Here is a 26,378-nt window from a genome sequence, read left to right on the forward strand (position 1 = left end):
ACGCTAATGCTCGGAGCTGATTCGCAAGGCCTAGAACGACGCTCGTGACCTGACTGTGACCTAGGGAGTCGAAGTTTTACGTGGCCGTAGCTTTCGAGGGCCGATCAGCTCTCTGCCACAGGCTTGTTCGCAGGGGTACCGAGCGTGTCGATCACGACCTCCGCCACGGCCTTCATCGTCGTCCTGCGATCCATGGCGGCGCGCTGAATCCACTTGAACGCCTGCGGTTCTGTGAGAGATTGCGATTCCATCAGGATGCCCTTGGCCTTCTCGATGAGCTTGCGCGTCTCGAGCCGGTCCTGCAGATCCACGATCTCGGATTCCAGCGCGGAGATCTCACCGAAACGACTGGCGGCCAACTCCACCGCAGGCATCAGATCGGCTTTGGTGAACGGCTTGACCAGATACGCCATCGCTCCGGCATCGCGTGCCTTCTCCACGAGCTCGCGCTGACTGAACGCGGTGAGAATGACGACGGGCGCGATGCGCTTCTCGGCGATCTCCGACGCCGCATCGATTCCGTCCCGACGCGGCATCTTCACGTCCATGATGACCAGATCGGGACGAAGTTCGACGGCCAACTCCACCGCCTGCTGACCGTCGGCCGCTTCACCGACGACGTCGTAGCCCTCTTCGCGGAGCATCTCCACGAGGTCGAGCCGGATCAGGGATTCGTCCTCTGCCACCACCACGCGAAGCGGGGGCTTGCCAGTACCGTGCGCACCAGGAGCGTTCATCTGTATCGGTCTCCTTTGACAGTCATCGCCCATCGGGGCCGTCGAGCATCTGAAGGGTACCGGTGCGCGCCCCCGAAAGCGCATCTTCTAAACTCGTCAATCGTTGCTTGAAAGACGCCAGCCCTCGTATCCCAATTGGCAGAGGAAACGGATTCAAAACCCGTCCAGTGTGAGTTCGAGTCTCACCGAGGGCACCACGTGGATACATCCCCGTTCGCGACGTCGGTAATCGTCTTCGTCGATCGCGCCTACAGTGGGGTGATGTACATACCCAGCAGTCTTCGTTGCCACGACACCAGTGCGGGCAGTTTGTGCGCAGCGAAGGTCGACCATCGGTTCGGGGATTCGGCGGACCTGTCGGCGCAGTGGGTCTTCTACACCTGCAGCGCGGACTCCGCCCACGAGACCGGTTACGTCGACCGCCTGGTCACTGCCTGAACCATGTTCGTAGAGCGCGCGTACGTCCACACCGACGACGTCGGAGCGGATTGGCCCTTCACCGTGCCCGCAGTCGCCGACCTCGCCCGTGACGGACTCGAATTCCTGGCACCGGTCACAATTCTGGTCGGCGACAACGGTTCCGGTAAATCCACCCTGGTCGAGGCGATCGCCGAGGGTTTCGGAATCGATGCCCGCGGCGGTCGGGCGGCGCAGCAGTCGCGTCGACTCGACGAGGTGACGAGCGCTCTCGGTGAGGTACTCGAGCTCGAGACCACACCACGGGGTTCTCGCATGCTTCGTGGTCCGCGACAGCAGAAGCGTGGCTTCTTTCTGCGCGCCGAGACCGCGTTCGACATGGCCGAAAACCTCAGTGGGATGCCGGGATTCTGGGACGAGAACACCGCCGAGATGAGCCACGGCGAAGGGTTCCTGACCATGTTCGGTGCAATGTTGGCCGAACCCGGCTTCTACGTTCTGGACGAGCCGGAATCTGCCTTGTCGTTCACCGCGAGCCTGCAGCTCGTTGCACTGATGTCCGAGCTGGGCGACGAGGGCGCGCAGATCGTCTGCGCCACCCATTCACCGATTCTGGCGTCGACCCCCGGTGCCGACATCGTCGAAGTCGGCGAACACGGTCTGCGCCGAAGCACCTGGGACGAACTCGAATTGGTCCAGCATTGGCGTCGTTACCTCGAAGACCCGAACAGCTATCTCCGTCATCTGCTCGACTGAACCGCGGCCATCGACACCTCGGGACGGCGACGCACACTTCCAGGCGAGACCCCCATCGACCGTTTGAACGCTTTCCCGAACGCCGCCTCCGAGAGATACCCACTGCGCCGGGCCAATTCGGCCAGCGCGACGTCCTCGGAACGCAGGGTCTGATATGCGACCTGCATTCGCCACGTGGCCAGGTAGCTCATCACGGATCGACCGACCAGCTCGGTGAAACGCGCCGAGAACGCCGAACGCGACATGTTCGCGCTCGACGCCAGAGCCGCAACGGTCCACCGCTGGTGAGGATGTCGATGAATCAGGGCCAGAGCAGCGCCGATTCGATCGTCCTGCAACGCTCCGAGCCATCCCGACTGCGCTCGCGCAGTGCCGCCGATCCACGACCGCAGCGCCAGGATCACCAGGATGTCGGACAGCCGGGTGATGACCGCTTCTCCCCCGGGCTCGAGAACTCGGGCTTCGTCCGCCACCATCGCCAGGACGTTCTGCATCCTCGTTTGCTGCGGTCCTGGCTCCGCATCGACGAACACCACGGCAGGGAGCAGACGGACGAGCTGTTGCGCCGCAGGGTGATCCAGCCGCACCGCCCCGCACACCAGAGTGGCAGGCGGTCCTGCTCCTTCACCGTGGGTGATCACCGCATAGCGGTCGCTGACGTACTCGTGCGGGAGGTCGTACACACTCACCGCTCGTGTCGCCGCATCCGCGTCGGCGGCGAGAACATGACCGCGCCCATGAGGGACCAACGCGAAATCGCCTGGCACCAACTCGCGCGTCGGCTCATCGGGAACCGCCAGCAGGCACCGACCGTCCACCACCGTGTGAAACCACAGCGCATCCTCCATGGCGGGCAGGTCGAGACCCCACGAACCGCTCATCTCCGATCGTACGTAGAACGATCCGGTCATCCGTAGAAAGTGCAGGGCCTCACCGAGCGGATCGGGCGATTTCCAGGGGTCGAGTCCACGCATCGATCGATTGTCCCACGACATGGACGATCGGACATCGAATCCGGCGTTTCGAGCATTGTTCATCCTGCCGTTCCGAGCAACAGTGGACGACAGAGCAATTCTCGACGAAAGGACCACCGACCGTGAACATCCACCGAACAGACCCGTCGTGATCGAGCGGGCGTCCTCGGTCGCCACCACCGTATCCGCCGTCGGATGCGGATCGATGGCAGGAGTGCTGCTCGCGTTCTCCGTCAGCGTGCTGCCCGGCCTGGCGACACTGCCGGTACCCGACGCGATCGCCGCGATGCAGAGATTCAATGCGGCGATTCTCGGTCCGGTGTTTCTCGGCCTCTTCTTCGGAACGGCCGTATCATGCACTCTCGCAGCGATTCTCGCCGTGTCGGCCGGTCGGGGTTCACCCCTGCTCGTCGTGAGCGGTGCCGTTCTCTACATTCTCGGCTGCGTCGCGATCACGGCCGTTCTGAACGTCCCCCTCAACGACGCGTTGGCCGGCGTGGATCCCGGCAGTGCTGCCGGCGCTCAGGTGTGGCAGAACTTCACCGACACGTGGACGCGATGGAACAACGTGAGGACGATTGCGGCGACTGCCGCCTGCGCTGTCCTGATCGTGGGTCAGGGCAGATCGGCACTGGGCTGATCGGACACCGAATCCTGATGTCTCCTGCGGATTTCTTCCTCGAACCGCGCGATGAGGTGGTCGGTGTCGGCGGTCGAGACATCCCGCGCGCCTTCGTCCATCGCGGCGTCACGCCCCCGACGCAGTGCGGCGAGTTCGGCTTCGAGTTCGTTGTTGTCGAGTACGCGTGGATCCAACATGACCTCCATTGTGGTCCCCCGTCCGCTGCCCCCGCGGGGATTTGCTGTAATCGCGCAATGAAAGTCGTGCACAGTTTCGAGCCGATCGTCGGACCGGGCGCAACCATCCTGATCCTGGGGTCGATGCCCGGCGTCGCGTCGCTGGCCGCGCAGCAGTATTACGCGCATCCGCGAAATGCGTTCTGGCCGATCATGGGAACGCTGTTCGGTGCGGGCCCCGAGCTACCCTACGACGAACGCACCGAGCGTCTGCGCGGCCATGGCGTCGCCGTGTGGGATGTGCTGAAGCTGTGCACGCGAGAGGGAAGCCTGGACTCGGCGATCGTCGAATCCTCGATCGAGGCAAACGATTTCGGGAATCTGTTCGCCGAGAACCCCGGCATCGACAGGGTGTTCTTCAACGGAGCGAAAGCGGCCGAGAGCTACCGTCGCCACGTGAGGACGGTGACGCCCCACGTGAGATTCACCCGACTGCCGTCGACCAGCCCTGCGCTCGCCACGCTCGATCTCGCCGCGAAAACGCTGGAGTGGTCGAATGCCCTCAGGCCCGCTCCCGCTTCGGGAAGTGCCGGATGAGACCCTCCTGCACGACAGTGGCCAACAATTGGCCGTCCATCGAGAAGAAGCGTCCGGTGGCCAGCCCACGGGACCCGGCCGCTACCGGCGATTCGGTGGCGTAGAGAGCCCACTCGTCGAACCGGAACGGGCGGTGGAACCAGATGGAATGGTTGACCGTCGCCGCGACGATGCGATCGAGCCCCCACGACAGACCGTGGGTGGTGATGATCGAGTCGAGCACAGTCGTGTCCGACGCGTAGCCCATGGTCGCGGCGTGAAAGATCGAGTCGTCGGGCAGATCGCCGTCGGCCTTCATCCAGACCCGATTGTGGTTGAGCTTCTCGCCGGTGCCGTGCATGATCCACGCCGGATCGTTCGCGTAACGCATGTCGATCGGCTTGAGTGCATCGACGAACATCTGCAGCCGGTCCTCGTACCCGACGAAGTGATCGCCGAGCGGAGGCAGTGCATCGGGGTACGGAACCTCGGGCACCTCCACGCTGTGCTCGAGTCCCTTGCCGAAATCCTGGAAAGCGGCGAGCATGACGAACAGCTCGTTGCCGTCCTGGACGGCGGTCACCTGACGGTTGGCGAATGCGCGACCGTCACGCTGCCGTGATACCCGGTACTCGATGGGCTTCTTGACGTCGCCGCCGCGAATGAAGTGCGCATTGATCGCATGCACGTCCCGCGAGGTACCGGAGACGGTGCGGCCGGCCGCGATGAGGCCCTGAGCCACGAGTTGCCCCCCGAACGTTCGGCTACCCACCTGCTCGGGGTGAACGCCGACGAAGACGTCCTCCTCGATCTCCTCGAGTGCGAGGAGATCGAGGAGCGTCTCGAGATCGGTCTTGCGTACAGCTGTACTGCTCGGCGCGCTTTCGCTGACGCCGGTTCCCCCCGCTTCGACCACTTACCGGTCCTCTTCTCCGATTCGGTGCACATGGATCAAGTTGGTCGAGCCTACTGTGCCGGGAGGGGCACCGGCCACGATCACGACCTGATCACCCTTGTTGTACCGACCGAGTTCGAGCAGAGCCTTGTCGACCTCTTTCACCATCGCGTCCGTCGAGCCCACATCGGGGACCAGGAACGTCTCGGTGCCCCAGCTCAGCGACAGCTGGCTACGGACCTCGGAGATCGAGGTGAAGGCGAGCAACGGCAGCTTGGTGTGCAGGCGAGCCAACCGTCGAACGGTGTCACCCGACTGGGTGAACGCGACGAGCGCCTTCGCGTCGAGCCGCTCGCCGATGTCGCGAGCAGCGTAGGAGATGACGCCACGCTTGGTGCGCGGCACGTGAGTCAGCGGAGGAACGCTGTCGCCCTCGGTCTCGACGGTCTCGACGATGCGCGCCATCGTCCGCACGGTTTCCATCACGTATTTGCCCACCGAGGTCTCGCCGGACAGCATGACCGCGTCGGTCCCGTCGAGCACTGCGTTGGCGACGTCGGACGCCTCGGCGCGCGTCGGCCGGGAGTTCTCGATCATCGATTCGAGCATCTGGGTCGCAACGATGACGGGCTTGGCGTTGGCGCGAGCGATCTGGATGGCGCGCTTCTGCACCAGCGGCACCTGCTCGAGGGGCAGCTCGACGCCGAGGTCACCGCGGGCGACCATGATCGCGTCGAACGCGAGCACGATGGCTTCGAGGTTGTCGACGGCTTCGGGCTTCTCGAGCTTGGCGATGACCGGAACTCGGCGGCCGACGCGGTCCATCACAGCGTGCACGAGTTCGACGTCGGCGGGAGAACGCACGAACGACAGGGCGATGAAATCGACACCGAGGGCGAGGGCGAACTCGAGGTCGGCGATGTCCTTCTCGCTCATGGCGGGAACGGACACATCCATGCCGGGCAGGGACACGCCCTTGTTGTTGCTGACCGGTCCACCTTCGGTGACGCGGCACAACACGTCGTTGCCTTCGACACCGGTGACCACGAGGCCGACCTTGCCGTCGTCGACGAGCAGGCGGTCGCCTTCTTTGGCGTCCTGGGCCAGCTCCTTGTAGGTGGTCGACACCCGGTCGTGAGTGCCCTCGCACTCCTCGACGGTGATGCGAATCAGCTCGCCGGCCGCCCAGGTGGTCGAGCCCTCGGCGAAACGGCCGAGACGAATCTTCGGTCCCTGCAGGTCGGCCAGAATGCCCACGGCTTTGCCGGTGGCGTCCGATGCTGCTCGAACCCTCTCGTAGTTGGCCTGATGATCGGGGTGATCACCATGGCTGAAGTTCAGTCGCGCGACATCCATTCCACTCTCGACGAGTTCGCGGATGCGCTCTGTGGTTGCGGTTGCGGGTCCAAGGGTGCAGACAATCTTCGTACGTCGGCTCACGAAGGCGAGCCTAGCCGCTGGACGCCGCGTTCTCTATCGCAGACCAGTCCACTCGAATACTACCGATCGGTAGCCGCGCTACCTTGCTGCTGAGACGGTCTGTACCGGTTCAGAGACGGGCATCACACAACGGCGAGAGGCAGTGCAGTCGGGTGTACCGGGGACGGCAATTCCGAGTGTCCGGTGAGGAAGGCGTCGACTCCGTGAGCCGCCGAACGACCCTCCGCGATCGCCCACACGACCAACGACGCACCACGGTGCGCATCGCCACACACGAACACCCCGGGTGCGGTGGTCTGCCAATCCGGACCACACGAGAGCGCACCGCGCTTGGTCAGCGTCAGGCCGTACTCGTCGAGCAACGGACCATGCTCCACACCCTCGAAACCGATGGCGAACAACGCCAGATCGCACGGCAGTTCGACTTCCTCACCGATGGGCGTGACGATGCGACGACCGTCCGCGTCGCGCTGCACCTCCACCTCGGCGAGCACCATCGCGCGAACGTGCCCGCGCTCGTCACCGAGGAATCGCTGGACCGCGACCTGATGACGGACGACCCCACCCTCGGCGTGTGCGGGTGAAGTCCGCAGTACCAGCGGCCACGACGGCCAGGGCGAGAGGCTGTCGTCGCGGGCCCCGGGCAGAGCCGGGTTGTAGTCGAGCTGCGTCACCGACGCAGCACCCTGTCGGTGGGCCGTTCCCAGGCAGTCGGCTCCGGTATCACCACCGCCGATGATGACCACATGCTTGTCCGCAGCGGAGATGGAGGTGGGACCGTCGCCCTCGCACTCCTTGTTCGACGGCACCAGATGCTCCATGGCCAAGTGGATGCCGTCGAGTTCCCGACCGATGACCTCGGCATTGTCACGAGCCCGCAGAGCTCCGACCGCGAGAACGACCGCGTCGAAGGATTCGCGTAGTTGCTCGACGGTGAAGTCGATGCCGACCTCGCATTCGGTGACGAAATGCGTTCCCTCGGCCCGCATCTGCATGAGGCGCTGATCGAGAACAGACTTCTCGAGCTTGAACTCGGGGATGCCGTAGCGGAGCAGTCCGCCGAGACGATCGTCGCGCTCGTAGACGGTGACGTCGTGTCCGGCGCGGGTGAGCTGTTGCGCCGCAGCCAATCCCGCGGGACCCGATCCGACGACGGCGACTCGCTTGCCGGTGGTGATCGTCGGCGGCTGCGGAACGACACTGCCTTCCTCCCACGCCAGATCCGCAATGGTCTGCTCGACCCGCTTGATCGTCACGCTTCCGCCGGTGGCCGCCTCGGAGATCGACAGCACACACGCCGATTCACACGGGGCCGGGCACACCCGCCCGGTGAATTCCGGAAAATTGTTGGTCGCATGCAGTCGGTCACTGGCCGCGTCCCAGCGGCCACGGCGCACCAGGTCGTTCCACTCGGGAATCAGATTTCCCAGCGGGCAACCCGCAGTTCCCGAGTGGCAGAACGGGATACCGCAGTCCATGCAGCGACGCGCCTGATCGGAGACCTCGGCGGCACGCTCGCTCGTCGGCTGGTGCGAGTACACCTCGTTCCAGTCCTTGACGCGCTCGCCGATCGGACGCTTGGCGGCCTCACGCTTGACGACTTTCAGAAATCCCTGTGGATCAGCCACGTGCAGCCTCCATGATCGCAGCATCGACGTCGCGCCCTTCGGCGCGCGCCATTCTTGTCGCTTCCAGCACTCGCTGGTAGTCGACGGGCATGACTTTGGTGAACAGCGCAGACCGCCGGGGCCAGTCGGCCAGCAACGAGGTCGCGACGGTGGAACCGGTCCAGCGCCGATGATTCTCGACGGTCTCGCGTAGCCACACCAGATCGTCCGGGTCGGGTGCCTGCAGTTCGACCATCGCCGGGTTCACGTCCGCGGGATCGAGACCGAGGACGAACGCGATGCCACCGGACATACCCGCAGCCAGATTGCGACCGGTCGGCCCGAGAACCACGACACGACCGCCGGTCATGTACTCGAACGCGTGGTCGCCCACGCCCTCGTTCACCGCGATCGCTCCCGAGTTGCGCACCGCGAACCGCTCCCCTGCCTTACCACGCAGATACACCTCGCCCGAGGTGGCACCGTAGAGAATCGTGTTTCCTGCGATCACGTTGTCCTCTGCGACGAACGGCGCATCCTCGGCCGGTCGCACGACTATTCGGCCGCCCGACAATCCCTTGCCGACATAGTCGTTCGCGTCACCGACCAGGTCGATGGTGATGCCCGGCGGCAGGAAGGCTCCGAGAGACTGACCGGCCGATCCGGTGAAAGCGATGCGAATGGTGTCGTCCGGCAACCCGACCGCGCCGTAGCGACGGGTGACCTCGGATCCCAGAAGCGTTCCCACCGTGCGATTGACGTTGCGTACCGGCAACTCCAATGTGACCGGGTGGGCGTCCTCCAGCGCTCCCTCGGCCAACTGGATCAGAGTCCGATCCAGCGCGAGATCGAGACCGTGGTCCTGCGCGCGGAGGCGTCGACGCTGCGTCATCGGGGCTCCGTGGCGGTCGACGGGCATCGCGAAGATCGGCGCGAGATCGAGTCCCTTGCTCTTCCAGTGCGCCACTCCGGCTGCCGTCTCGAGCACATCGGCGCGACCGACGGCCTCGTCGATACTCCGGAAACCGAGCTGCGCGAGGTACTTTCGCACGTCCTCGGCGATGAACTTGAAGAAGTCCTCGAGGAACTCGGGCTTTCCGGTGAACCGCTTGCGTAGCTCCGGGTTCTGCGTAGCGACACCGACCGGGCAGGTGTCGAGGTGGCAGACGCGCATCATGATGCACCCCGCCACGATCAGCGGGGCCGTCGAGAACCCGAACTCCTCCGCGCCGAGCAGTGCCGCGACGATGACGTCGCGCCCGGTGCGCATACCGCCGTCGCACTGCACGGTGATGCGATCACGCAGGCCGTTGAGCACCAGCGTCTGCTGGGCGTCGGCGAGCCCGATCTCCCACGGAGCGCCTGCATGCTTGAGCGAGGTCAACGGCGCAGCTCCGGTTCCGCCGTCGTATCCGGAGATGAGGACGACATCGGCGTGCGCCTTGCTCACGCCCGTCGCCACCGTGCCGACGCCGACGGAACTGACGAGCTTGACGTGTACGCGCGCCTTCTCGTTGGCGTTCTTGAGATCGTGGATCAGCTGCGCGAGATCCTCGATCGAGTAGATGTCGTGATGCGGGGGCGGCGAGATGAGGCCGACGCCCGGCGTCGAATGTCGGGTCTTGGCCACCCACGGATACACCTTGTACCCGGGCAGCTGCCCGCCCTCACCCGGCTTGGCACCTTGAGCCATCTTGATCTGAATGTCCGTGGCATTGACCAGGTAGTCGCTGGTGACACCGAACCGACCACTGGCGACCTGCTTGACGGCACTGCGTCGCGTCGGGTCGTAGAGCCGGTCGACGTCCTCGCCGCCCTCCCCCGAGTTGGACCGTCCGCCGAGATTGTTCATCGCCACGGCCATCGTCTCGTGCGCCTCGGCGGAGATGGATCCGTAGCTCATGGCCCCGGTGTTGAACCGCGTGACGATCGACTCGACCGATTCCACCTCGTCGAGCGGAACCGGCGGCCTGACGCCGTCCTTGAACTCGAACAGACCGCGCAGTGCACCGCCTTCGCGTGCGAGCCGGTCCACCTCGTCGGTGTACTTCTGGAACACGTCGTATCGGCCGGTACGCGTTGCGTGCTGCAGCAGGAACACCGTCTCGGGGGTGAAGAGGTGCAGCTCGCCTTCGCGGCGGAACTGGTATTCGCCGCCGATCTCCAACCGACGATGGACGCGGTCGGTCGGATTCTCGGGGTACGCCCGACGATGGCGCAGCTTGACCTCCTCGGCGAGCACGTCCAAACCGACGCCGCCGAGCTTGCTGACCGTGCCCTTGAAGTACTCGCGTACCACCTCGCGATCGAGACCGACGGCCTCGAAAACCTGTGCGCCGGTGTAGGACCCGACGGTCGAGATGCCCATCTTCGACATCACCTTGAGCACGCCCTTGCCGAGCCCGTACAGATAGTTCCGTACCGCGATCGTCGGTTCGACTCCGGTCAGCTCGCCCTCGCCGACCAGATCCTCGATCGACTCCATCGCCAGATACGGGTTGACCGCTGCGGCACCGAAGCCGATGAGCAGCGCGAGGTGGTGCACCTCGCGTGCGTCGCCGGACTCGACCACGAGCGCGACCTTGGTGCGCTCCTTGGTGCGCACCAGGTGATGATGCACCGCGGACGTCGCGAGCAGCGACGGAATCGGCGCACGCGTGTGGTCGGAGTCGCGGTCCGAGATGATCAGCGTGGTGTACCCCGCAGCGATCGCCTCCGACGCCCGGGCACGCAACTCCTCGATGGCCTCGGCGAGACCCTCGCCGCCGCGTTCGACCTCGTACAGCCCACGCAACACCGTGGCCGACAGTCCCGGATGATCACCGTCGTCGTTGATGTGAATGATCTTGTTGAGCTCGTCGTTGTCGAGCACCGGCCACGGCAACACGATCTGCCTGCACGACGCCGCCGTGGGCTCGAGCAGGTTCTGCTCCGGACCCATCACCCGCGCGAGCGAGGTCACGATCTCCTCGCGGATCGAATCCAGCGGCGGGTTGGTGACCTGGGCGAACAGTTCGATGAAGTAGTCGTAGAGCTGACGCGACCGCTGCGACATCACTGCGGCCGGGGTATCGGTACCCATCGAACCGAGCGGCTCGCCCCCGGACGCGGCCATCGGCGTCAGCACCACGCGTAGATCCTCCTCGGTGTAGCCGAAGGCGACCTGCCTGCGCACCACCGAGTCGTGGTTGTACTGGATGTGAGCACGCTCGGGCAGGCTCTTGATCTCGAGCAGGCCCGCATGCAGCCACTCCTGGTACGGATGTTCGGTTGCCAGTTGGAGTTTGATCTCCTCGTCCGGCACCAGACGTCCGGCGACGGTGTCGATCAGGAACATCTTTCCGGGCTCGAGGCGACCCTTGGCGACGACCTCGGATTGCGGCACGTCGAGCACGCCTGCCTCGCTGGCGAGGATGACTCGGCCGTCCGCCGTCTGCCACCAGCGGCCGGGGCGAAGACCGTTGCGGTCCAGCACGGCTCCGACGTAGCTGCCGTCGGTGAACGTCACGCAGGCCGGACCGTCCCAGGCCTCCATCATCGACGAGTGGAACTGGTAGAACGCTCGCACCCGCGGATCCATCGTGCGGTGGTTCTCCCACGGCTCGGGCACCATCATCATCACCACGTGCGGCACGCTGCGGCCGCCGAGGTGCAGTAGTTCGAGCACCTCGTCCAGGGACACCGAGTCCGAGGCATCGGGGTTGCAGATCGGGAACAGACGCTCGAGGTCCCCGGGGATCAGGTCACTCGACAGCAGCGCTTCGCGAGCCCGCATCCGGTTTCGGTTGCCCTTGACGGTGTTGATCTCGCCGTTGTGCGCAACGTAACGATGCGGGTGTGCCAGCGGCCACGACGGGAACGTGTTGGTCGAGAAGCGACTGTGCACGATGGCAATGGCGCTCGTGCACAAAGGATTACGAAGTTCCGGAAAGTAGAGCGGCAGCTGCATCGTGGTGAGCATGCCCTTGTAGACGATGGTGCGCGAGGACAGCGACGGAAAGAACAGCCCCGAGCCTTCGGCCTCGATCTCGGGGGTGACCCGCTCGGAACGCTTGCGGAGCCCGTAGACGAGACGGTCGAGAGCGAGACCGGCCGGACGCGTGCCGTCGACCTCGGGGGCGGTGACGAAGAGGTAGCTCATGTACGGCATGCAGCCGAGGGCGGTGAGGCCGACGTCTGCTCGATCGGGATCGACCTCGACCGGAACCCAGCCCAGGATGTCCAGACCTTCCTCGGCCGCAACGGATTCGACGCGCTCGACGGCCATCGCTCGCTCACGGATGCCCTGCGGCAGAAAACACACTCCGGCCGCGAACGTGTTGTCGCCGTCGGCACCGGCCGCGGGCAGATCGAACGGCGCAAGGGAGGCGAGGAGTTCGACCGGCAGCTGAATCAGAATTCCCGCGCCGTCACCACTGTTGGGCTCGGCACCGGCAGCTCCGCGATGTTCCAAATTCTCCAGTGCCAGAACCCCGTCGGCGACGATCGCGTGGGAGCGGCGACCGGCGATGTCGGCGATCATCGCCACGCCACAGGAATCCTTCTCCGCGCTCGGGTCGTACAGACCTTGCTCCGCAGGCATCCGAGAAAACAGCACCACGATCACCTCCACGTTGGCCGGTGGGGTGCGTGAAGGGCGGTGCAGTGTGTTCGACCCTGCACCGGAAGTCTCGGCAACCCCGCCGGCTGGTCGGCTCGAGTCGACCGGAACGGTCGGAAGAGCCGAATTGAACTGCCTGTCGGGAACTCACCGGGACAGCTCTGGCCCGCGAAAGAAACCGGGATCTCTCCCGGATGGCGAAATCGTAGCAGCTGTCATTCGCATCGATGCAATCGCGAATGCCGGCTGCGACGAATGTGATGGTCAGTCGCGCAACGGCCGACCGTGCTGATCACGGACGCTGCCGGTGAGCATCATGATGCCGTCGATCAACGGCCAGATTCCGCCGATACCGCAGGTGAGCCACGTGACGGCGATCTGCGCAACCGCCATGCCCGGCTGGTTGAGATAGAAGCGCCCGGCTCCGAACGCGCCCAACAGAATGCCGAGCAGACCGGCCGTCAGCTTCTGCTTGTCGGAGAACGGCTCACCGGTGACCGGGTGCCGACCGTACGGAGCCATCGGGTCCATGTATCCGGGCCCGCCTGCGTACTGGGGACCACCGTATTGGGGAACGCCGTATTGGGGACCACCGTATTGGGGAGCGCCGTACTGCCCGCCCTCATACGGCGGGGGCGGCGGCGCACCGTACTGACCGGAACCATCCGATGGTGGTGGGTAACCGGCACCGGGGGGAGGTCCGAACTGCCCCCGATCGTCGGCATCGGGAGTGCCGTGGCTCGGAGCGCTGTAGTTCGGAGCGCTGTAGTTCGGGTCGGGAGCCCCGTATACGGGACCCGAACCTGCGGGAGAGCCCTTCTCGAACGAGATGGTCGGCTCCGACGGAGTGGATCCGTCGCCCGGGGATCCGTCCGATGACGATGTACCCGATTCACTCACGTCGAACTCCCTTACTCCCGATGCACTACCAGCAAGGGCATCAGTCTCTCAGTTTTCGCCCCTGAGCATCCGTCACATTGCCCACCAGTATCAGGACGCCGTCGACCACGTGCCATACGAAGAGCCCCAGAAGCAGAAACACTCCGAGGCCGAACACCGCCGTGAGGAGAAATCCGAAGAAGAACAAGAGCAACTGCGCGACGCCGATCCCGATACTTCCGATGTAGAAGCGGCCGACTCCCAACCAACCGAGAAACAGCTGCAGCAATCCGCCGACGATCTTCGACTTGTCCGACAGCGGCACGCCGGTCACCGGATCGCGCCCGTACGGTGCATCCGGGCCGACGCCGAATGCGGATCCACCCGGATAGCCGACGGGTACGCCGTACCCCTGCTGGCCGTATCCCTGCTGTTGGTAGCCCTGCTGCGCGTAATTCGGCTGCGGGTAGCCCTGCTGTTGGTAACCCTGCTGCCCGTAATTCGGCTGCGGATAGCCCTGCTGCGGGTAACCCTGCTGCCCGTAATTCGGTTGCGGATAGCCCTGATGGCCGTGATTCTGCTGCTGGTAGCCCTGCTGACCGTAACTCTGCTGCTGGCCGTACCCCTGCTGCGGGTAGCCGGGGGGTGCCGGAAATCCACCGAGCGGGTTGTCGGTACTGCCGTCCGGGCTCGGTGCCGGGTAGCTCGGCGTGCTGGACCAACCGGGGCCGTTTCCGATACCCGAGTACGTGTCCCACCCCGGGCCCGTGGGACCGGTCGGACCGTGCGAGGGCGCGGACTCCGACGTTCCCGGCGGCTCCGAGAGCGACGCTTCGGCGGTGGCGTCGTAATCGAAAGGCGTACCGAACGACGCGGTCGGATTCGACCCGTTGTCGCTCGAATCGGCGGTGGAATCCGGTTCGGGGTCGGGCTGAGGGGTCTTGTCGAAATCAACCACGCGTACTGCCTTCTTCCTCGGCTTTCTTGTCGGACGCCGGACCGGGCTGCGCGTCGACGGTGCTTGCGTCCGTGGTGCTGTCGATCGGTGCCGAACGCGAACCTTCTGCATCCGATGCGGTGTCCTCGGAAGAGGTCTCGCGATCCACGTCGTCGTTCGATTTCAGCGTCGCCGGATCTTCACGGCCCTTGGTGGCGATCACGAAGTACGCGAGCGCCAGAACGAAGATGATGGCGGAGGTGAAGGTGTTGATGCGTATACCGGCGATCGTCGTGGCGAAATCGTCGCGCATGAGTTCCACCCAGAACCGTCCGGCGCAGTATCCGGCCACGTACAGCGCGAACAGTCGACCGTGGCCGATCGTGTACTTGCGGTCGACGAGAACCAGAAGCACCACGACCGCGACGCTCCACAACAGCTCGTACAGGAACGTCGGGTGCACCACTTTTTCCACGAATCCGGTCGAGATCCCGTTGAGTGGATCGAGCCGTCCGTCGGAGTCGACCCGTTCGTAGATCTCCAGGCCCCACGGCTGGGTGGTGGCGCGTCCGTACAGTTCCTGATTGAAGTAGTTGCCGATGCGGCCGATCGCCTGGGCCAGCAGAATCGGAGGACCGACTGCGTCACCGAACGCCGGCAGCGGAATCCCGCGTCGACGGCACGCGATCCAGGCACCGACGCCGCCCAGGAACACCGCTCCCCAGATTCCCAGCCCGCCGTTCCAGACGTACAACGCTTCGACCGGGTTTCCGCCGGGGCCGAAATACGTCTTCCAGTCGGTTGCCACGTGGTACAGACGTCCGCCCAGCAGGCCGAACGGGACGGCCCAGACCGCGACGTCGAGGACTGTTCCCTTGGTTCCACCTCGGGCCACCCAGCGGCGATCACCCCACACGACGGCAACGACGATGCCGATGATGATGAACAGGGCGTAGGCCCGAAGAGCCAGCGGTCCGACGTGCCACACCCCCTGCGGCGGACTGGGAATGTAGGCCAGGATCGCGGTCGAAGTCACGACGCTACGTTAGCCGAACGGACACCCTCGGCGAGTTCCGTCGTCAGGTCGCGCACGGCGTCGAGTCCCTTGTCGACGGCACTGACCAATGCCGAACCGACGATCACGGCGTCGGCGTAGCGGGCGATCTCGGCTGCCTGGGCACCCGAGCGCACTCCCAGACCCACGCCGATGGGAATGTCGGAGTGTTGACGGATGCGTGCCGAGAGTGCGGGGGCCATCGAGGACACCGCGTCGCGGGCACCGGTGACGCCCATCGTCGAGGCCGCGTAGACGAAGCCGCTACTGGCTTCGACGGTGCTGACCAGCCGCTCCTCGGTGGACGACGGGGCGACGAGGAAGATTCGGTCGAGTTCGTACCGGTTCGAGACCTCGATCCATTCCTGAGCCTCGTCGGGAATGAGATCCGGTGTGATGATCCCGAGCCCACCCGCACTCGCGAGGTCGCGCGCGAAGTTCTCGATGCCGTACTTGAGGACCAGGTTCCAGTAGGTCATGACCACCGCTCGGCCACCCGCTGCCGCAACCTGCTCGGTGACGGCGAAGACGTCCTTGACTCGGGCCCCGGCTCGCAGCGCGACATCGGCCGCGGCCTGGATCGTGGGGCCGTCCATCACCGGATCGGAGTACGGGATGCCCACCTCGACGATGTCGCATCCGGCGTCGACCATCGTCTTGAACACCTCGACCGATCGCGGCACCGTCGGAAATCCTGCCGGGAGGTATCCGACGAGTGCTGCGCGCCCTTCGGCACGGCACTGCGCGAAGGTCCCCGAGAGGCGGGAGTCGTTGTTGCTCATGGCTTGATACCTGCTTCGTCGTCCACGTTCGCTTCGCCGTCTCCGTCGATCAGCCCGAACCATTCGGCTGCGGTGTCGACGTCCTTGTCGCCGCGGCCGGAGAGGTTGACCAGGATGATCGCGTCCTTGCCCAACTCCTTGCCGAGGGTGAGCGCACCTGCGATGGCGTGCGAGGACTCGATGGCCGGGATGATGCCTTCGGTGCGGCACAGCAGCTTGAAGGCGTTCATGGCTTCGGTATCGGTGATGCCGCGGTACTCGGCCCGACCGATGTCGTGCAGGTACGAGTGCTCGGGACCGACGCCCGGGTAGTCCAATCCCGCTGAGATGGAATGAGATTCGACGGTCTGACCGTCCTCGTCCTGCAGCAGGTAGGAGTACGCACCGTGCAGGGCTCCCGGAGTTCCACCACTGATCGTCGCAGCGTGGCGGCCGGTCTCGACACCGTCACCCGCAGCCTCGAAGCCGATCAGCCGAACATCGGCGTCGTCGATGAAGGCGTGGAAGATGCCGATTGCGTTGGAGCCACCGCCGACGCAGGCGGCGATGGCGTCGGGCAACCGGCCCGTGGACGCGAGCACCTGCTGCCGCGCTTCGAGGCCGATGATGCGCTGGAAATCGCGCACCATGACCGGGAAGGGGTGTGGCCCGGCGACGGTGCCGAAGCAGTAATACGTGTTGTCCGCGTTCGTGACCCAGTCGCGCAGCGCCTCGTTGATGGCGTCCTTGAGGGTGCGCGATCCGGACTTCACGGCCACGACACTGGATCCGAGCAGACGCATCCGGGCGACGTTGAGGGCCTGCCGTTCGGTGTCGACCTCGCCCATGTACACGACACACTCGAGCCCGAGGAGCGCGCACGCCGTGGCGGTGGCCACTCCGTGCTGGCCCGCGCCGGTCTCGGCGATGATCCGTGTCTTGCCCATACGCTTGGCCAGGAGCACCTGTCCGAGCACGTTGTTGATCTTGTGAGAACCGGTGTGGTTGAGGTCTTCTCGCTTGAGGAGAATCCGAGCGCCGCCTGCGTGCTCGGACAACCGCGTCGCCTCGAAGACCGGCGAGGGGCGACCGGTGTAATCGCGCTGCAGCCGGTCGAGTTCACCGAGGAACTCGTTGTCGCTGCGTACCTTCTCGTACTCGGCGGTGACTTCCTCGATCACGCCCATCAGTGCCTCGGGCACGAATCTGCCGCCGTAGACACCGAAATGGCCGCCCACATCGGGCTCGTGCGCGCTGCGATCGGTGAGGCCGATGCTGCTCTGCGGCAGATCAGCGCCCTTGAAACGGACTGCCTGCGGGGCGTCCGTGATGGAAGAAGAATTGCTGGTGCTCACCGGTCCAGTGTGCCCCAACGGCGGACCGCCGCCGCGTTCGGGTCGGGTGCCGGGTCAGCGGTGCAGGGTCAGCGTGCGGGCTTGGGGCACGACGGATGCGTGCCCGCCGTCACCAGGTCCGAGACGGCCGTACGCGGATCTCCTGCAGTGACCAAGCCCTCGCCGACGAGTACCGCGTCGGCACCTGCACCGGCGTAGGCGAGCAGATCCGCCGTGCCACGCACTCCGGACTCCGCGATACGAATGACCTCGCTGGGCAACCCGGGAGCGATACGGCCGAAGCTGTCACGATCGATTTCGAGCGTCTTCAGATTGCGGGCGTTGATGCCGATCACGCTGGCACCGGCCTCGAGGGCGCGGTCCGCCTCGGCCTCGGTGTGCACCTCGACCAGCGCCGTCATGCCCAGCGACTCGGTGCGGTCGAGCAAGGACGCCAACGCATCCTGCTCCAGCGCCGCGACGATCAGCAGGATGACGTCGGCACCGTGGGCCCGAGCCTCGTGGATCTGATAGGGGCCGACGATGAAGTCCTTGCGCAGCACGGGAATCGACACCGCGGCACGCACGGCATCGAGGTCTGCCAGAGACCCGTGGAAGCGACGTTCCTCGGTGAGAACGCTGATGATGCGCGCGCCGCCCTGCTCGTACGCGCGGGCCAGAACGGCCGGATCACCGATGTCGGCCAACGCCCCCTTGGACGGGCTCGCTCGTTTCACCTCGGCGATGACGCCGATGCCGTCCTCACGGAGGGCAGCTGCCGCGTCGAGGGGGGCCGGTGCTGCCTTCGCTGCTGCTTTCACGGCGGCGAAATCGACCACCGATTCACGCGCGGCCACGTCGGCTCGCACACCGTCGAGAATCGAGTCGAGAACAGTCATGGTGCCCCCAGTCCTTTCTGAGCGTCGACGTCCGATGTGAGGAATCTCATCGGGGTCGGATCTAGCGTAGAGGGCCGATTCAATCCGACGAACGCCGGGTACCGGACTCGTCGGTAGGGTCTTCGCCGGCGTCGAGCGCGTCCCACATCATGCGTTCGGTGAGGTCCTCGCCCTCGTCCTGCACACCGGCACCGGAGGCACTGCTGCGCGCACGACGAGCGATCTCGTCACGACGCACCGCCGGGGCGTCGTACTTGGACGAGAGTACCTGCGTGGCAAACGTTTTCCGAATCGACACCACAGCCGCAGCGAAGGCGCAGAGTGCACCGACGAGGGTGACGATCGCGGGCAGAACCGACACGTCCGTCATCGACACCTGGGCGCGGGCCGGAAGCTCCGCCAGCGCCGCGGACTCCGAATCGGACGCCCCGGCAGTGAGCAATCGAACTGCCGGAATCGCGGCCGCCACGGCCACCACGGCGATCAGCAGGGCCAGCACCCGCGATGCCCACCCCCGCACGGCGAACGAGGCGGCGATCGCCGCCACCAACACCAGTGCCAGGGGGGTCGTGGCAGCGGCCCAGGTGCTGCCGAGCAGGTCGTCGGTTCGGCTCTCCCCCAGCCCGTCGAACGACGTCACCCGAACCCACGTCATCCTCGACGCGCCCCACAGGCACACGGCAGCAACGACCAGAAGGGCGACGGGCAGAGCGGCCGACCCGCGGCGATTGGATCGCTCGGTCATCGGCCGCCGACCTCACGGAGCGACTCCGCAGCGGCGACGGCTCCCAGCACCGCCATCGCCTTGTTCCGCGCCTCGTCGTCCTCGTACTCCGCAACCGAGTCGGCCACGACGCCTGCCCCGGCCTGAACGTAGGCGGTGCCGTCCTTGATCAGTGCGGTGCGAATCGAGATCGCCGTGTCGGCGTCTCCCGCGAAATCGAGGTAGCCGACGATGCCGCCGTAGATGCCGCGTCGGGTCGGTTCCAGTTCGTCGATCAGTTCCATCGCGCGCACCTTCGGTGCCCCGGACAGGGTGCCTGCCGGGAAGCAGGCCTTGACCGCGTCGAGGGCACGCTTGCCCTCGGCCAACCGTCCGGTGACCGTCGACACCAGGTGCATGACGTGGCTGTATCGCTCGATGTGGCGGTAGTCGCTCACTCGCACGGTGCCGGGAGCGCAGACTCGCCCGAGATCGTTGCGGCCCAGATCGACCAGCATCAGGTGCTCGGCGTTCTCCTTCTCGTCGGCCAGCAGATCCTTCTCGAGCAGCACGTCCTCCTCCTCGGAGGTGCCTCGCCACCGCGTGCCCGCGATCGGATGCGTGGTGGCGAGACCGTCGACCACCGTCACCAATGCCTCGGGGCTCGATCCGACGATGGAGAAGGACGTCTCGTCGTTCTCCCCCGGTACGTGCATCAGGTACATGTACGGGCTCGGATTCGAGGCCCGCAGCATCCGGTAGACGTCCAGCGGTGACGCATCGGTGTCCATCTCGAAACGTTGGGAGAGAACCACCTGGAACGCCTCACCTGCTTCGATCTCCTCCACCAGGCGAGCGACGTCGGCACCGAAGCCCTCGGACGTGCGCTGCCTGCGGAACTGCGGCTTGGGCCTGGACACGGTGGAGACGGTGGAGGCGGCGGGCTTCGACAGGTCTGCGCACATACGGTCCAATCGGCGCACCGCGTCGTCGTACGCCTCGTCCACGTGCTCGTCGGTGCCGTTCCAGTTGACCGCGTTCGCGATCAAGGTGATCGCGCCCTCGTGATGGTCGACGGCCGCGAGATCGGTGGCGAGCAGCATGACCAACTCCGGAACACCGAGATCGTCCTGCGCATGCTCGGGCAGCTTCTCGATGCGTCGCACCGAGTCGTATCCGAGGTACCCGACCATGCCGCCGGTCAACGGAGGCAGACCTGGCAGCCGCTCCGAGTGCAACAGCTCCAGAGTCCGCGCCAGCACTTCGAGAGGATCGCCGCCGCTCGGCACCCCTGCAGGAACGTTGCCGCGCCATGCGGCCTCACCGTCGATGACGGTGAGCGACGCCGGAGAGCCTGCACCGATGAACGACCACCTGGACCACGAACTGCCGTTCTGTGCGGACTCGAGCAGGAAGGTTCCGGGTCGGTCGGCACCGAGCTTGCGGTACGCCGACAGCGGGGTCTCGGAGTCGGCGAGCACTTTTCGCGTCACCGGCACCACGCGGTGCTCGGCGGCGAGATGCCGGAACACCTCACGCGAGGTCGTCGAGTCCGAGTTCTCGGTGTCGGGAGTGGGGCTGGGGTCGGTGGTCGTCTCGCCGTGCATGCCACCATCCTCCCAGGTTCGGCACGAGCGTCGGCGCTCGCGGTAACCTGCCGAGCATGAAACCAGGCGAGCTCGTTCCCGATTTTTCCCTGCCGGACCAGACCGGAGAGACCCGAACGCTGACCGAATTGCTGGCGGACGGTCCGGTGGTGCTGTTCTTCTACCCCGCTGCCTTCACCCCCGGCTGCACCGCCGAGGCGTGCCATTTCCGGGACCTGGCGTCCGAGTTCGCCGAGGTCGGTGCCACCCGGGTCGGCATCAGCGCCGATGCGGTCGCGAAGCAGGCAGAGTTCGCCGCCGCCAAGTCCTTCGACTACCCGCTGCTGTCCGACGAGGACGGCACCGTCGCCACCGCGTTCGGCGTCAAGCGGGGTCTGCTGGCCAAGCTCTCCCCGGTCAAGCGTGCGACGTTCGTCATCGGCACCGACAGGAAGGTCCTCGAGACCTTCTCGAGCGAGGTCCGGTTCGAGGCCCACGCGGACAAGGCTCTCGAGTACCTGCGGGCACATCGCACCTAGAGCACTGTCCGACGCGATGCCTCGGGTGGGGGAACCTCGAGGCATCATGTGCAGACCACAACTATCTGGGCAGGAGTGGAGCCTGCAGGAACGACCCACGGATAGGAGTGGAGCCTGCGGGAACGACCGAGAGAGATCATCGGAGCCTGCAGCAACGACCGAGAGATCGAGAGGTTCCCTGGGATGGACACGTCGGCGACACCGCAACACACGGTGGATCCCCGTTGGCTCACCGAGAGTCAACAGGAGGCCTGGCGGTCGCTCGTCGCCCTGGTCACTCGACTTCCAGCAGCGTTGGATGCTCAGCTGCAGCGCGATTCGCAGCTGACCCACTTCGACTACTTCGTCCTCGCGACGGTCAGCGAGAATCCGCAGCGACGGATCCAGCTCCGCGACCTCGCCGAGTACGCGAACGCGTCGCTCTCGCGCCTCTCGCACGTGGTGACCAAGCTCGAGAAGGCCGGTTGGGTGCGGCGCGAGTCGATCCCGGGTAGCCGCGGGTCCTATGCGGTGCTGACCGACGCAGGCATGGCGAAGGTCGTGGAATCGGCACCGGGGCACGTCGGCACGGTGCAGTCACTGGTGTTCGAGGGGCTCTCGGACGCGGAGGTCGAGCAGCTCGCGACCCTGAGCTCGACTCTGCTGACGCAGTTGGACAAGGGAATCGCGGCCGGAACCGGTCACGCCTGAGGGTCGGGGCCCAACAGGACGTCGGCATCGAAGCAGGTGTGCGTGCCGGTGTGGCACGCCGCGCCGACCTGGTCGACGACCAGGAGCACGGTGTCACCGTCGCAGTCGAGTCGAACCTCGTGCACGTACTGCGTGTGACCCGACGTCTCACCCTTGATCCAGTACTGCTGCCTGGACCTGGAATAGTAAGTGCCCTTGCGGGTTTCGAGGGTTCGTGCCAGCGCCTCGTCGTCCATCCAGGCCACCATGAGTACCTGACCGGTCGACCGTTCCTGCACGACGGCGCTGAACAGTCCGGCCTCGTTGCGCTTGAGCCGCGCGGACAGACTCGGGTCGAGTGTCATCGGAAATCCTCTTCGCTATCGGACGACGATGCGTTCGGCACGCATCGCATCCTTGACCTGGCCGATGGTGAGATCACCGAAATGGAACACGCTCGCGGCGAGAACCGCGTCCGCGCCGGCGTGCACTGCCGGCGAAAAGTGTTCCACGGCGCCTGCTCCGCCACTGGCGATCACCGGCACGTGCACCGCGCTCCGGACGGCGGCGATCATCGGCAGATCGAATCCGGCTTTGGTTCCGTCGGCGTCCATCGAATTGAGCAGGATCTCACCGACGCCCAATTCCGCTCCCCGTACTGCCCATTCGACGGCATCGATGCCGGTGCCGCGTTTGCCGCCGTGGGTGGTGACCTCCCAGCCCGACGGGGTGTCCTGCTGACCATCCGGAACGGTTCGGGCATCGACCGAGAGCACGATGCACTGCGAACCGAATCGTTCGCTCAGTTCACGCAGCAGTTCCGGCCGCGCGATCGCTGCGGTGTTGACACTGACCTTGTCCGCCCCGGCTCGCAGCAGTCGATCCACGTCGGCGACGGTGCGCACTCCCCCGCCGACGGTGAGCGGGATGAACACCTGCTCGGCGGTGCGGCTCACGACGTCGAGCATCGTGCCTCGGTCCGACGTCGACGCGGTGACGTCGAGGAAGGTCAGCTCGTCGGCCCCCTGCGCGTCGTAGGCGGCCGCGAGCTCGACGGGATCGCCTGCGTCGCGAAGGTTCTCGAAGTTCACTCCCTTGACGACGCGTCCGGCGTCGACGTCGAGGCACGGGATCACTCTGACCGCGACGCTCATCGCACCGGTCCTTCCAGGTAGTCGACTGGATCACCGAGTTCGGTGATCACCTTCAGCAATTCTTCGTGCACTCCCGGTCCGGCTGCGAGCACCGACGCCGAGTCGACCGTCCAGGGTTCGCCCGCGAGGTCGGTGACGATTCCGCCTGCCGCGCGTACCAGCAGTGCGCCGGCTGCGTTGTCCCAGGCCCGGTGCCCGAAGACCACCGCGCCGCCGAGAACTCCGCTGGCGGTGTAGGCGAGATCGACTCCGGTGGCACCGTGCATCCGCAGTCGCGAGGAATGCATCGACAGCTCTTCGAGGATGCGGAATCGGAACCGACCCGGCAGCGAACCGCGGCTGGCCACATTGAACGCACCGAACCCGATCATGGACTCGCGCAATGCTTTCGGCTGCAGCGCCGGAAGTGCGGCACCGTTGAGCAACAGGGGGCCGCCTGCCACAGCGGCGAAACGCTGGTCCACCAACGGCAGCCACGTGAGCCCGAGGATCGGCTCGCCATCGTCGAGCAACGCCAACAACGTTCCGGCCGACGGCAATCCCGACGAATAGTTGAAGGTGCCGTCGATCGGGTCCAGCACCCAGACGAGTCCCGAGTTCAGATCCGGTCCCCCGAACTCCTCACCGTGAACAGCGATTCCGGTGGCTTCGTGCAATTCCGCACCGAGCCGCCGCTCGAGCTCCAGATCCACTGCGGTGGCGAAGTCGTCGGGGCCCTTCTGCACTGCACTCGGTGCGCCGACGCCGGCGACGAACCGATCGTGGATGCCGTCGAGCAGACCTCCGGCGATCTCGAGCAGACGAGTCGGTTCCTCGGGAAGGGTCATTCCTGCGTTACCGAGACACCGCAGCGAGAGCGTCCGGAAGCGTGAAACGTCCGGCGTACAGAGCCTTTCCGACGATGGAACCTTCGACACCGCGGTCGACCAGTCCGGCGATCGCTTCCAGGTCGGCAATCGTGGACACGCCGCCCGATGCGATGACCGGCTTGTCGGTCTTGGCGCACACGTCGGCGAGCAGTTCGAGGTTGGGCCCGGTCAACGTGCCGTCCTTGGTCACGTCGGTGACGACGTAGCGCGAGCACCCGTCGCGCTCGAGCCGCTCCAGAACCTCCCACAGATCGCCGCCGTCGCTCACCCAGCCGCGGCCGCGCAACCGCGGTGCGCCGTCGACGATCAGCACGTCCAGACCGACGGCGACGCGATCACCGAACTCGCCGATCGCGCGGGAGCACCACTGCGGATCCTCGAGCGCTGCGGTGCCGAGATTGACTCGCGCACAACCGGTCGCCAGCGCCGCGCGCAGCGACTCGTCGTCGCGAATTCCGCCGGACAGCTCCACCTGGACGTCGAGCTCGCCGACGACCGACGCCAGCAGCTCGCGGTTGGATCCGCGTCCGAACGCAGCGTCGAGATCCACCAGATGGACCCACTCGGCACCGTCGTTCTGCCACGCGAGGGCCGCGTCACGGGGCGACCCGTACTTCGTTTCGCTTCCGGCTTCTCCTTGAACGAGACGGACAGCTTCGCCGCCTGCGACATCGACAGCAGGCAATAAGACCAGGCTCACGTGCGGTTATGCTACGGGCCGAGCGTCCGTGAACTCAAAACGGGTCGCCTGTGGTCCTACCGGAGTTCCTTGCGCGTCATGCGCGTGGACACCACACCCATCGCCGCGATCGCGCCGACCACACCGGCCAATGCGATGACCAAGCCCACCCCGGCACTCGGCTGCAGCACAGCGATCAGTGCCGTCGCGATGGCCAGCACGGCCACAGCCGCACCGAGTGCGCGAACCGCCAAGCGCCCGAGTGAGAACTCGCGGTCGCTCACACCGATCGGACCCAGTTCTCGAGCAGCGCGGCCCCGGCGTCGCCGGACTTCTCCGGGTGGAACTGGGTGGCCGAGAGAGCGCCGTTCTCGACCGCGGCGAGGAACCGGCCGCCGTGATCGGCCCAGGTGAGCAACGGGGCGGCGATGGTGTCGCTGGGTTCGAGCTCCCACTGTTGCGCGGCGTAGGAGTGCACGAAGTAGAACCGGGTCTCGGGATCGATGCCGTCGAACAGCACGCTCTTCTCCGGTGCCTCGACGGTGTTCCATCCCATGTGGGGCAGCACCTCGGCCTGCAAGCGCTCGACCGTTCCCGGCCACTCCCCGCACCCGTCGGCCTCGACCCCGAACTCGACCCCGCGGTCGAAGAGGATCTGCATTCCGACACAGATGCCGAGGACGGGGCGACCGCCCGCCAGGCGTCGCCCGATGATGCGCTCGCCTTTCACCGCCAGCAGCCCTTCCATGCAGGCGGCGAATGCACCGACACCGGGAACGACCAGCGCTTCTGCATTCAGTGCCTCGTCGAAGTCCGAGGTCACGGTCACATCGGCACCGACTCGGGCGAGAGCCCGCTTCGCCGAGTGCAGATTGCCCGAGCCGTAATCGAGCAACACCACAGAAGTCATGCGGGAAGTCTATCGGGGCGTGGTCGCGCGACGAGCGCCACCGCCGCGACTGCGACCACCGCCGTTGCTGCTGCGGCGAATCCCGCGGTGTAACCCACACTCGTCGCCAGGACACCGAGGGCGAGTGCGCCCGCCCCGGTTCCCGCGTCGAAACTGATGTTCCAGACGGCGCTCGCGCTGCTGTATCGGGCCGGACCGGCTGCGTCGAACGCCATCACGAGACTGTCGTTCTGGCACGCGCCGTACCCGATTCCGAACAGGACGGCTGCGACGAAGAACAGCGCAGCGGGCATGCCGCCGAGCGCGGCGATCGCGAACAGAGCGATACCGATTGCCGCCGACACCAACGCCGGAAACACCGAGCGTCCTATTCCGATGCGGTCGGCCACCGACCCCGCGGCGTAACGCCCGACGAGCATCGAGGCACTGACGACGGCCAGTGCGAGTCCGATCATCGCAGCTCGGTTCGATTCGGCGATCGGCAACAGACTGGTGATTCCCCCGTAGGCCGCCGACACCGAGGCCACGACGAGACAAGGCACCAGGAATCGGCGCTTGTCGAGGCGAACTCGCTCGATTCTGGGCGGCTGCGGGGCGGGGCGGAT

At 65.8% G+C, this 26,378-nt stretch carries 28 protein-coding genes, 1 tRNA gene and 1 pseudogene; 7 read left to right on the plus strand and 23 right to left on the minus strand.

All coding sequences use genetic code 11. The features are described from left to right. Positions 1-104 precede the first annotated feature (104 nt). Complete coding sequence (locus CH274_RS18430) at positions 105-737, minus strand: ANTAR domain-containing response regulator (protein ID WP_032394317.1); 633 nt, start codon at positions 735-737, stop codon at positions 105-107. 120 nt (positions 738-857) lie between these two features. Here CH274_RS18430 and CH274_RS18435 point away from each other — a divergent pair. From CH274_RS18435 to CH274_RS18445, 3 genes are all read left to right on the plus strand, one after another. After that, positions 858-934, plus strand: a tRNA-Leu gene (locus CH274_RS18435). Between the two features lie 64 nt (positions 935-998). Next, positions 999-1,175, plus strand: coding sequence for a hypothetical protein (locus tag CH274_RS29325; RefSeq protein ID WP_176460594.1), 177 nt, complete (start codon positions 999-1,001; stop codon positions 1,173-1,175). Positions 1,176-1,178: 3 nt separating this feature from the next. Further along, positions 1,179-1,910: an AAA family ATPase gene (locus CH274_RS18445; RefSeq protein WP_094658423.1), complete on the plus strand. Its 732-nt coding sequence runs from the start codon at positions 1,179-1,181 to the stop codon at positions 1,908-1,910. Here CH274_RS18445 and CH274_RS18450 read toward each other — a convergent pair. Next, positions 1,895-2,884 (minus strand): AraC family transcriptional regulator, encoded by a 990-nt coding sequence (locus CH274_RS18450; protein WP_094658430.1) that lies wholly within the window; start codon positions 2,882-2,884, stop codon positions 1,895-1,897. The genes CH274_RS18445 and CH274_RS18450 overlap by 16 nt on opposite strands. 19 nt (positions 2,885-2,903) lie before the next feature. Here CH274_RS18450 and CH274_RS18455 point away from each other — a divergent pair, with 19 nt between their 5' ends. Further along, positions 2,904-3,524: an anthrone oxygenase family protein gene (locus CH274_RS18455; protein WP_256993633.1), complete on the plus strand. Its 621-nt coding sequence runs from the start codon at positions 2,904-2,906 to the stop codon at positions 3,522-3,524. On the opposite strand, the gene CH274_RS18460 is transcribed toward CH274_RS18455, so the two are convergent. Further along, positions 3,500-3,703 (minus strand): hypothetical protein, encoded by a 204-nt coding sequence (locus CH274_RS18460; RefSeq protein WP_141214795.1) that lies wholly within the window; start codon positions 3,701-3,703, stop codon positions 3,500-3,502. The two genes, CH274_RS18455 and CH274_RS18460, sit on opposite strands and share 25 nt — an antisense overlap. A gap of 57 nt (positions 3,704-3,760) precedes the next feature. On the opposite strand from CH274_RS18460, the gene CH274_RS18465 reads away from it, so the two are divergent. Next, a complete protein-coding gene (locus CH274_RS18465; RefSeq protein WP_094658424.1) occupies positions 3,761-4,279 on the plus strand; it encodes a DNA-deoxyinosine glycosylase in 519 nt (172 codons plus the stop codon). On the opposite strand, the gene CH274_RS18470 is transcribed toward CH274_RS18465, so the two are convergent. From CH274_RS18470 to CH274_RS18525, 13 genes and pseudogenes are all read right to left on the minus strand, one after another. Beyond that, positions 4,245-5,069: an acyl-CoA thioesterase gene (locus CH274_RS18470; RefSeq protein WP_230596678.1), complete on the minus strand. Its 825-nt coding sequence runs from the start codon at positions 5,067-5,069 to the stop codon at positions 4,245-4,247. The two genes, CH274_RS18465 and CH274_RS18470, sit on opposite strands and share 35 nt — an antisense overlap. A 105-nt stretch (positions 5,070-5,174) precedes the next feature. Then, a complete protein-coding gene (gene pyk, locus CH274_RS18475; protein WP_082073683.1) occupies positions 5,175-6,593 on the minus strand; it encodes a pyruvate kinase in 1,419 nt (472 codons plus the stop codon). Between the two features lie 122 nt (positions 6,594-6,715). Beyond that, entirely contained in the window at positions 6,716-8,221 is a 1,506-nt protein-coding gene (locus CH274_RS18480) for a glutamate synthase subunit beta (RefSeq protein WP_032394324.1), read from the minus strand. Next, a complete protein-coding gene (gltB, locus tag CH274_RS18485) occupies positions 8,214-12,797 on the minus strand; it encodes a glutamate synthase large subunit (RefSeq protein WP_094658432.1) in 4,584 nt (1,527 codons plus the stop codon). Before gltB ends, CH274_RS18480 begins: the two co-directional genes overlap by 8 nt. Before the next feature lie 267 nt (positions 12,798-13,064). After that, on the minus strand, positions 13,065-13,700 hold the full coding sequence (locus tag CH274_RS30020; protein ID WP_256993634.1) for an NINE protein: 636 nt from the start codon (positions 13,698-13,700) through the stop codon (positions 13,065-13,067). Between the two features lie 40 nt (positions 13,701-13,740). Beyond that, positions 13,741-14,013, minus strand: coding sequence for an NINE protein (locus CH274_RS30085; RefSeq protein ID WP_441346940.1), 273 nt, complete (start codon positions 14,011-14,013; stop codon positions 13,741-13,743). A 130-nt stretch (positions 14,014-14,143) separates the two neighbouring features. Next, a pseudogene (locus CH274_RS30090) lies at positions 14,144-14,437 on the minus strand (hypothetical protein); the annotation flags it as partial. A 192-nt stretch (positions 14,438-14,629) separates the two neighbouring features. Next, the gene (gene lgt, locus CH274_RS18500; protein WP_094629253.1) at positions 14,630-15,652 is read right to left on the minus strand and encodes a prolipoprotein diacylglyceryl transferase; all 1,023 of its coding nucleotides are present in this window, start codon (positions 15,650-15,652) and stop codon (positions 14,630-14,632) included. Further along, positions 15,649-16,452, minus strand: coding sequence for a tryptophan synthase subunit alpha (trpA, locus tag CH274_RS18505; RefSeq protein ID WP_032394328.1), 804 nt, complete (start codon positions 16,450-16,452; stop codon positions 15,649-15,651). Before trpA ends, lgt begins: the two co-directional genes overlap by 4 nt. Continuing rightward, complete coding sequence (gene trpB, locus CH274_RS18510) at positions 16,449-17,720, minus strand: tryptophan synthase subunit beta (protein ID WP_045199662.1); 1,272 nt, start codon at positions 17,718-17,720, stop codon at positions 16,449-16,451. The genes trpA and trpB overlap by 4 nt, the downstream gene beginning before the upstream one ends. Positions 17,721-17,854: 134 nt before the next feature. Continuing rightward, the gene (gene trpC, locus CH274_RS18515; RefSeq protein WP_032394329.1) at positions 17,855-18,664 is read right to left on the minus strand and encodes an indole-3-glycerol phosphate synthase TrpC; all 810 of its coding nucleotides are present in this window, start codon (positions 18,662-18,664) and stop codon (positions 17,855-17,857) included. Between the two features lie 79 nt (positions 18,665-18,743). Beyond that, positions 18,744-19,409, minus strand: a complete 666-nt coding sequence (locus CH274_RS18520; protein WP_094658427.1) for a TIGR02234 family membrane protein — start codon at positions 19,407-19,409, stop codon at positions 18,744-18,746. Then, positions 19,406-20,974: an anthranilate synthase component I gene (locus CH274_RS18525; RefSeq protein ID WP_094658428.1), complete on the minus strand. Its 1,569-nt coding sequence runs from the start codon at positions 20,972-20,974 to the stop codon at positions 19,406-19,408. Before CH274_RS18525 ends, CH274_RS18520 begins: the two co-directional genes overlap by 4 nt. Before the next feature lie 56 nt (positions 20,975-21,030). Here CH274_RS18525 and CH274_RS18530 point away from each other — a divergent pair, with 56 nt between their 5' ends. Both CH274_RS18530 and CH274_RS18535 read left to right on the plus strand, forming a co-directional pair. Next, on the plus strand, positions 21,031-21,492 hold the full coding sequence (locus tag CH274_RS18530) for a peroxiredoxin (RefSeq protein ID WP_032394332.1): 462 nt from the start codon (positions 21,031-21,033) through the stop codon (positions 21,490-21,492). A gap of 183 nt (positions 21,493-21,675) precedes the next feature. After that, positions 21,676-22,182: a MarR family winged helix-turn-helix transcriptional regulator gene (locus CH274_RS18535; RefSeq protein ID WP_094629250.1), complete on the plus strand. Its 507-nt coding sequence runs from the start codon at positions 21,676-21,678 to the stop codon at positions 22,180-22,182. Here the strand turns inward: CH274_RS18535 and hisI are convergent. From hisI to CH274_RS18570, 7 genes are all read right to left on the minus strand, one after another. Next, a complete protein-coding gene (gene hisI / locus CH274_RS18540) occupies positions 22,173-22,526 on the minus strand; it encodes a phosphoribosyl-AMP cyclohydrolase (protein ID WP_094629249.1) in 354 nt (117 codons plus the stop codon). The genes CH274_RS18535 and hisI overlap by 10 nt on opposite strands. A gap of 15 nt (positions 22,527-22,541) precedes the next feature. After that, positions 22,542-23,315 carry an imidazole glycerol phosphate synthase subunit HisF gene (hisF, locus tag CH274_RS18545; protein WP_032394335.1) on the minus strand — a complete coding sequence of 258 codons (774 nt, stop codon included), beginning with the start codon at positions 23,313-23,315 and terminating at the stop codon, positions 22,542-22,544. Next, the gene (locus tag CH274_RS18550; RefSeq protein WP_032394336.1) at positions 23,312-24,142 is read right to left on the minus strand and encodes an inositol monophosphatase family protein; all 831 of its coding nucleotides are present in this window, start codon (positions 24,140-24,142) and stop codon (positions 23,312-23,314) included. Before CH274_RS18550 ends, hisF begins: the two co-directional genes overlap by 4 nt. Positions 24,143-24,149: 7 nt before the next feature. Beyond that, positions 24,150-24,884 carry a bifunctional 1-(5-phosphoribosyl)-5-((5-phosphoribosylamino)methylideneamino)imidazole-4-carboxamide isomerase/phosphoribosylanthranilate isomerase PriA gene (gene priA, locus CH274_RS18555; RefSeq protein ID WP_032394337.1) on the minus strand — a complete coding sequence of 245 codons (735 nt, stop codon included), beginning with the start codon at positions 24,882-24,884 and terminating at the stop codon, positions 24,150-24,152. A 56-nt stretch (positions 24,885-24,940) separates the two neighbouring features. Then, positions 24,941-25,147 (minus strand): hypothetical protein, encoded by a 207-nt coding sequence (locus CH274_RS18560; protein ID WP_032394338.1) that lies wholly within the window; start codon positions 25,145-25,147, stop codon positions 24,941-24,943. Continuing rightward, positions 25,144-25,773: an imidazole glycerol phosphate synthase subunit HisH gene (hisH, locus tag CH274_RS18565; protein WP_094612626.1), complete on the minus strand. Its 630-nt coding sequence runs from the start codon at positions 25,771-25,773 to the stop codon at positions 25,144-25,146. The genes CH274_RS18560 and hisH overlap by 4 nt, the downstream gene beginning before the upstream one ends. Continuing rightward, a partial coding sequence (locus CH274_RS18570; RefSeq protein WP_143546612.1) for an MFS transporter occupies positions 25,770-26,378 on the minus strand: 609 nt, incomplete at its 5' end. The genes CH274_RS18570 and hisH, both read right to left, overlap by 4 nt.

Source organism: Rhodococcus sp. 06-418-5 (assembly GCF_002258285.1).
Classification (GTDB): domain Bacteria; phylum Actinomycetota; class Actinomycetes; order Mycobacteriales; family Mycobacteriaceae; genus Rhodococcoides.

What these genes read in the sequence shown, in the direction of transcription:
- CH274_RS29325 (WP_176460594.1), top strand. Translation starts at nt 999, where the DNA reads ATGTACATACCCAGCAGTCTTCGTTGCCACGACACCAGTGCGGGCAGT.
- trpC (WP_032394329.1), bottom strand. Translation starts at nt 18,664, where the DNA reads ATGACTGTTCTCGACTCGATTCTCGACGGTGTGCGAGCCGACGTGGCC.
- CH274_RS18535 (WP_094629250.1), top strand. Translation starts at nt 21,676, where the DNA reads ATGGACACGTCGGCGACACCGCAACACACGGTGGATCCCCGTTGGCTC.
- CH274_RS18460 (WP_141214795.1), bottom strand. Translation starts at nt 3,703, where the DNA reads ATGTTGGATCCACGCGTACTCGACAACAACGAACTCGAAGCCGAACTC.
- hisF (WP_032394335.1), bottom strand. Translation starts at nt 23,315, where the DNA reads ATGAGCGTCGCGGTCAGAGTGATCCCGTGCCTCGACGTCGACGCCGGA.
- CH274_RS18465 (WP_094658424.1), top strand. Translation starts at nt 3,761, where the DNA reads ATGAAAGTCGTGCACAGTTTCGAGCCGATCGTCGGACCGGGCGCAACC.
- CH274_RS18520 (WP_094658427.1), bottom strand. Translation starts at nt 19,409, where the DNA reads ATGACCGAGCGATCCAATCGCCGCGGGTCGGCCGCTCTGCCCGTCGCC.
- CH274_RS18525 (WP_094658428.1), bottom strand. Translation starts at nt 20,974, where the DNA reads ATGCACGGCGAGACGACCACCGACCCCAGCCCCACTCCCGACACCGAG.
- CH274_RS18445 (WP_094658423.1), top strand. Translation starts at nt 1,179, where the DNA reads ATGTTCGTAGAGCGCGCGTACGTCCACACCGACGACGTCGGAGCGGAT.
- hisI (WP_094629249.1), bottom strand. Translation starts at nt 22,526, where the DNA reads ATGACACTCGACCCGAGTCTGTCCGCGCGGCTCAAGCGCAACGAGGCC.
- CH274_RS18455 (WP_256993633.1), top strand. Translation starts at nt 2,904, where the DNA reads ATGGACGATCGGACATCGAATCCGGCGTTTCGAGCATTGTTCATCCTG.
- CH274_RS18450 (WP_094658430.1), bottom strand. Translation starts at nt 2,884, where the DNA reads ATGCGTGGACTCGACCCCTGGAAATCGCCCGATCCGCTCGGTGAGGCC.
- CH274_RS18550 (WP_032394336.1), bottom strand. Translation starts at nt 24,142, where the DNA reads ATGACCCTTCCCGAGGAACCGACTCGTCTGCTCGAGATCGCCGGAGGT.
- CH274_RS18430 (WP_032394317.1), bottom strand. Translation starts at nt 737, where the DNA reads ATGAACGCTCCTGGTGCGCACGGTACTGGCAAGCCCCCGCTTCGCGTG.
- trpA (WP_032394328.1), bottom strand. Translation starts at nt 16,452, where the DNA reads ATGAGCAACAACGACTCCCGCCTCTCGGGGACCTTCGCGCAGTGCCGT.
- CH274_RS18530 (WP_032394332.1), top strand. Translation starts at nt 21,031, where the DNA reads ATGAAACCAGGCGAGCTCGTTCCCGATTTTTCCCTGCCGGACCAGACC.
- hisH (WP_094612626.1), bottom strand. Translation starts at nt 25,773, where the DNA reads ATGACTTCTGTGGTGTTGCTCGATTACGGCTCGGGCAATCTGCACTCG.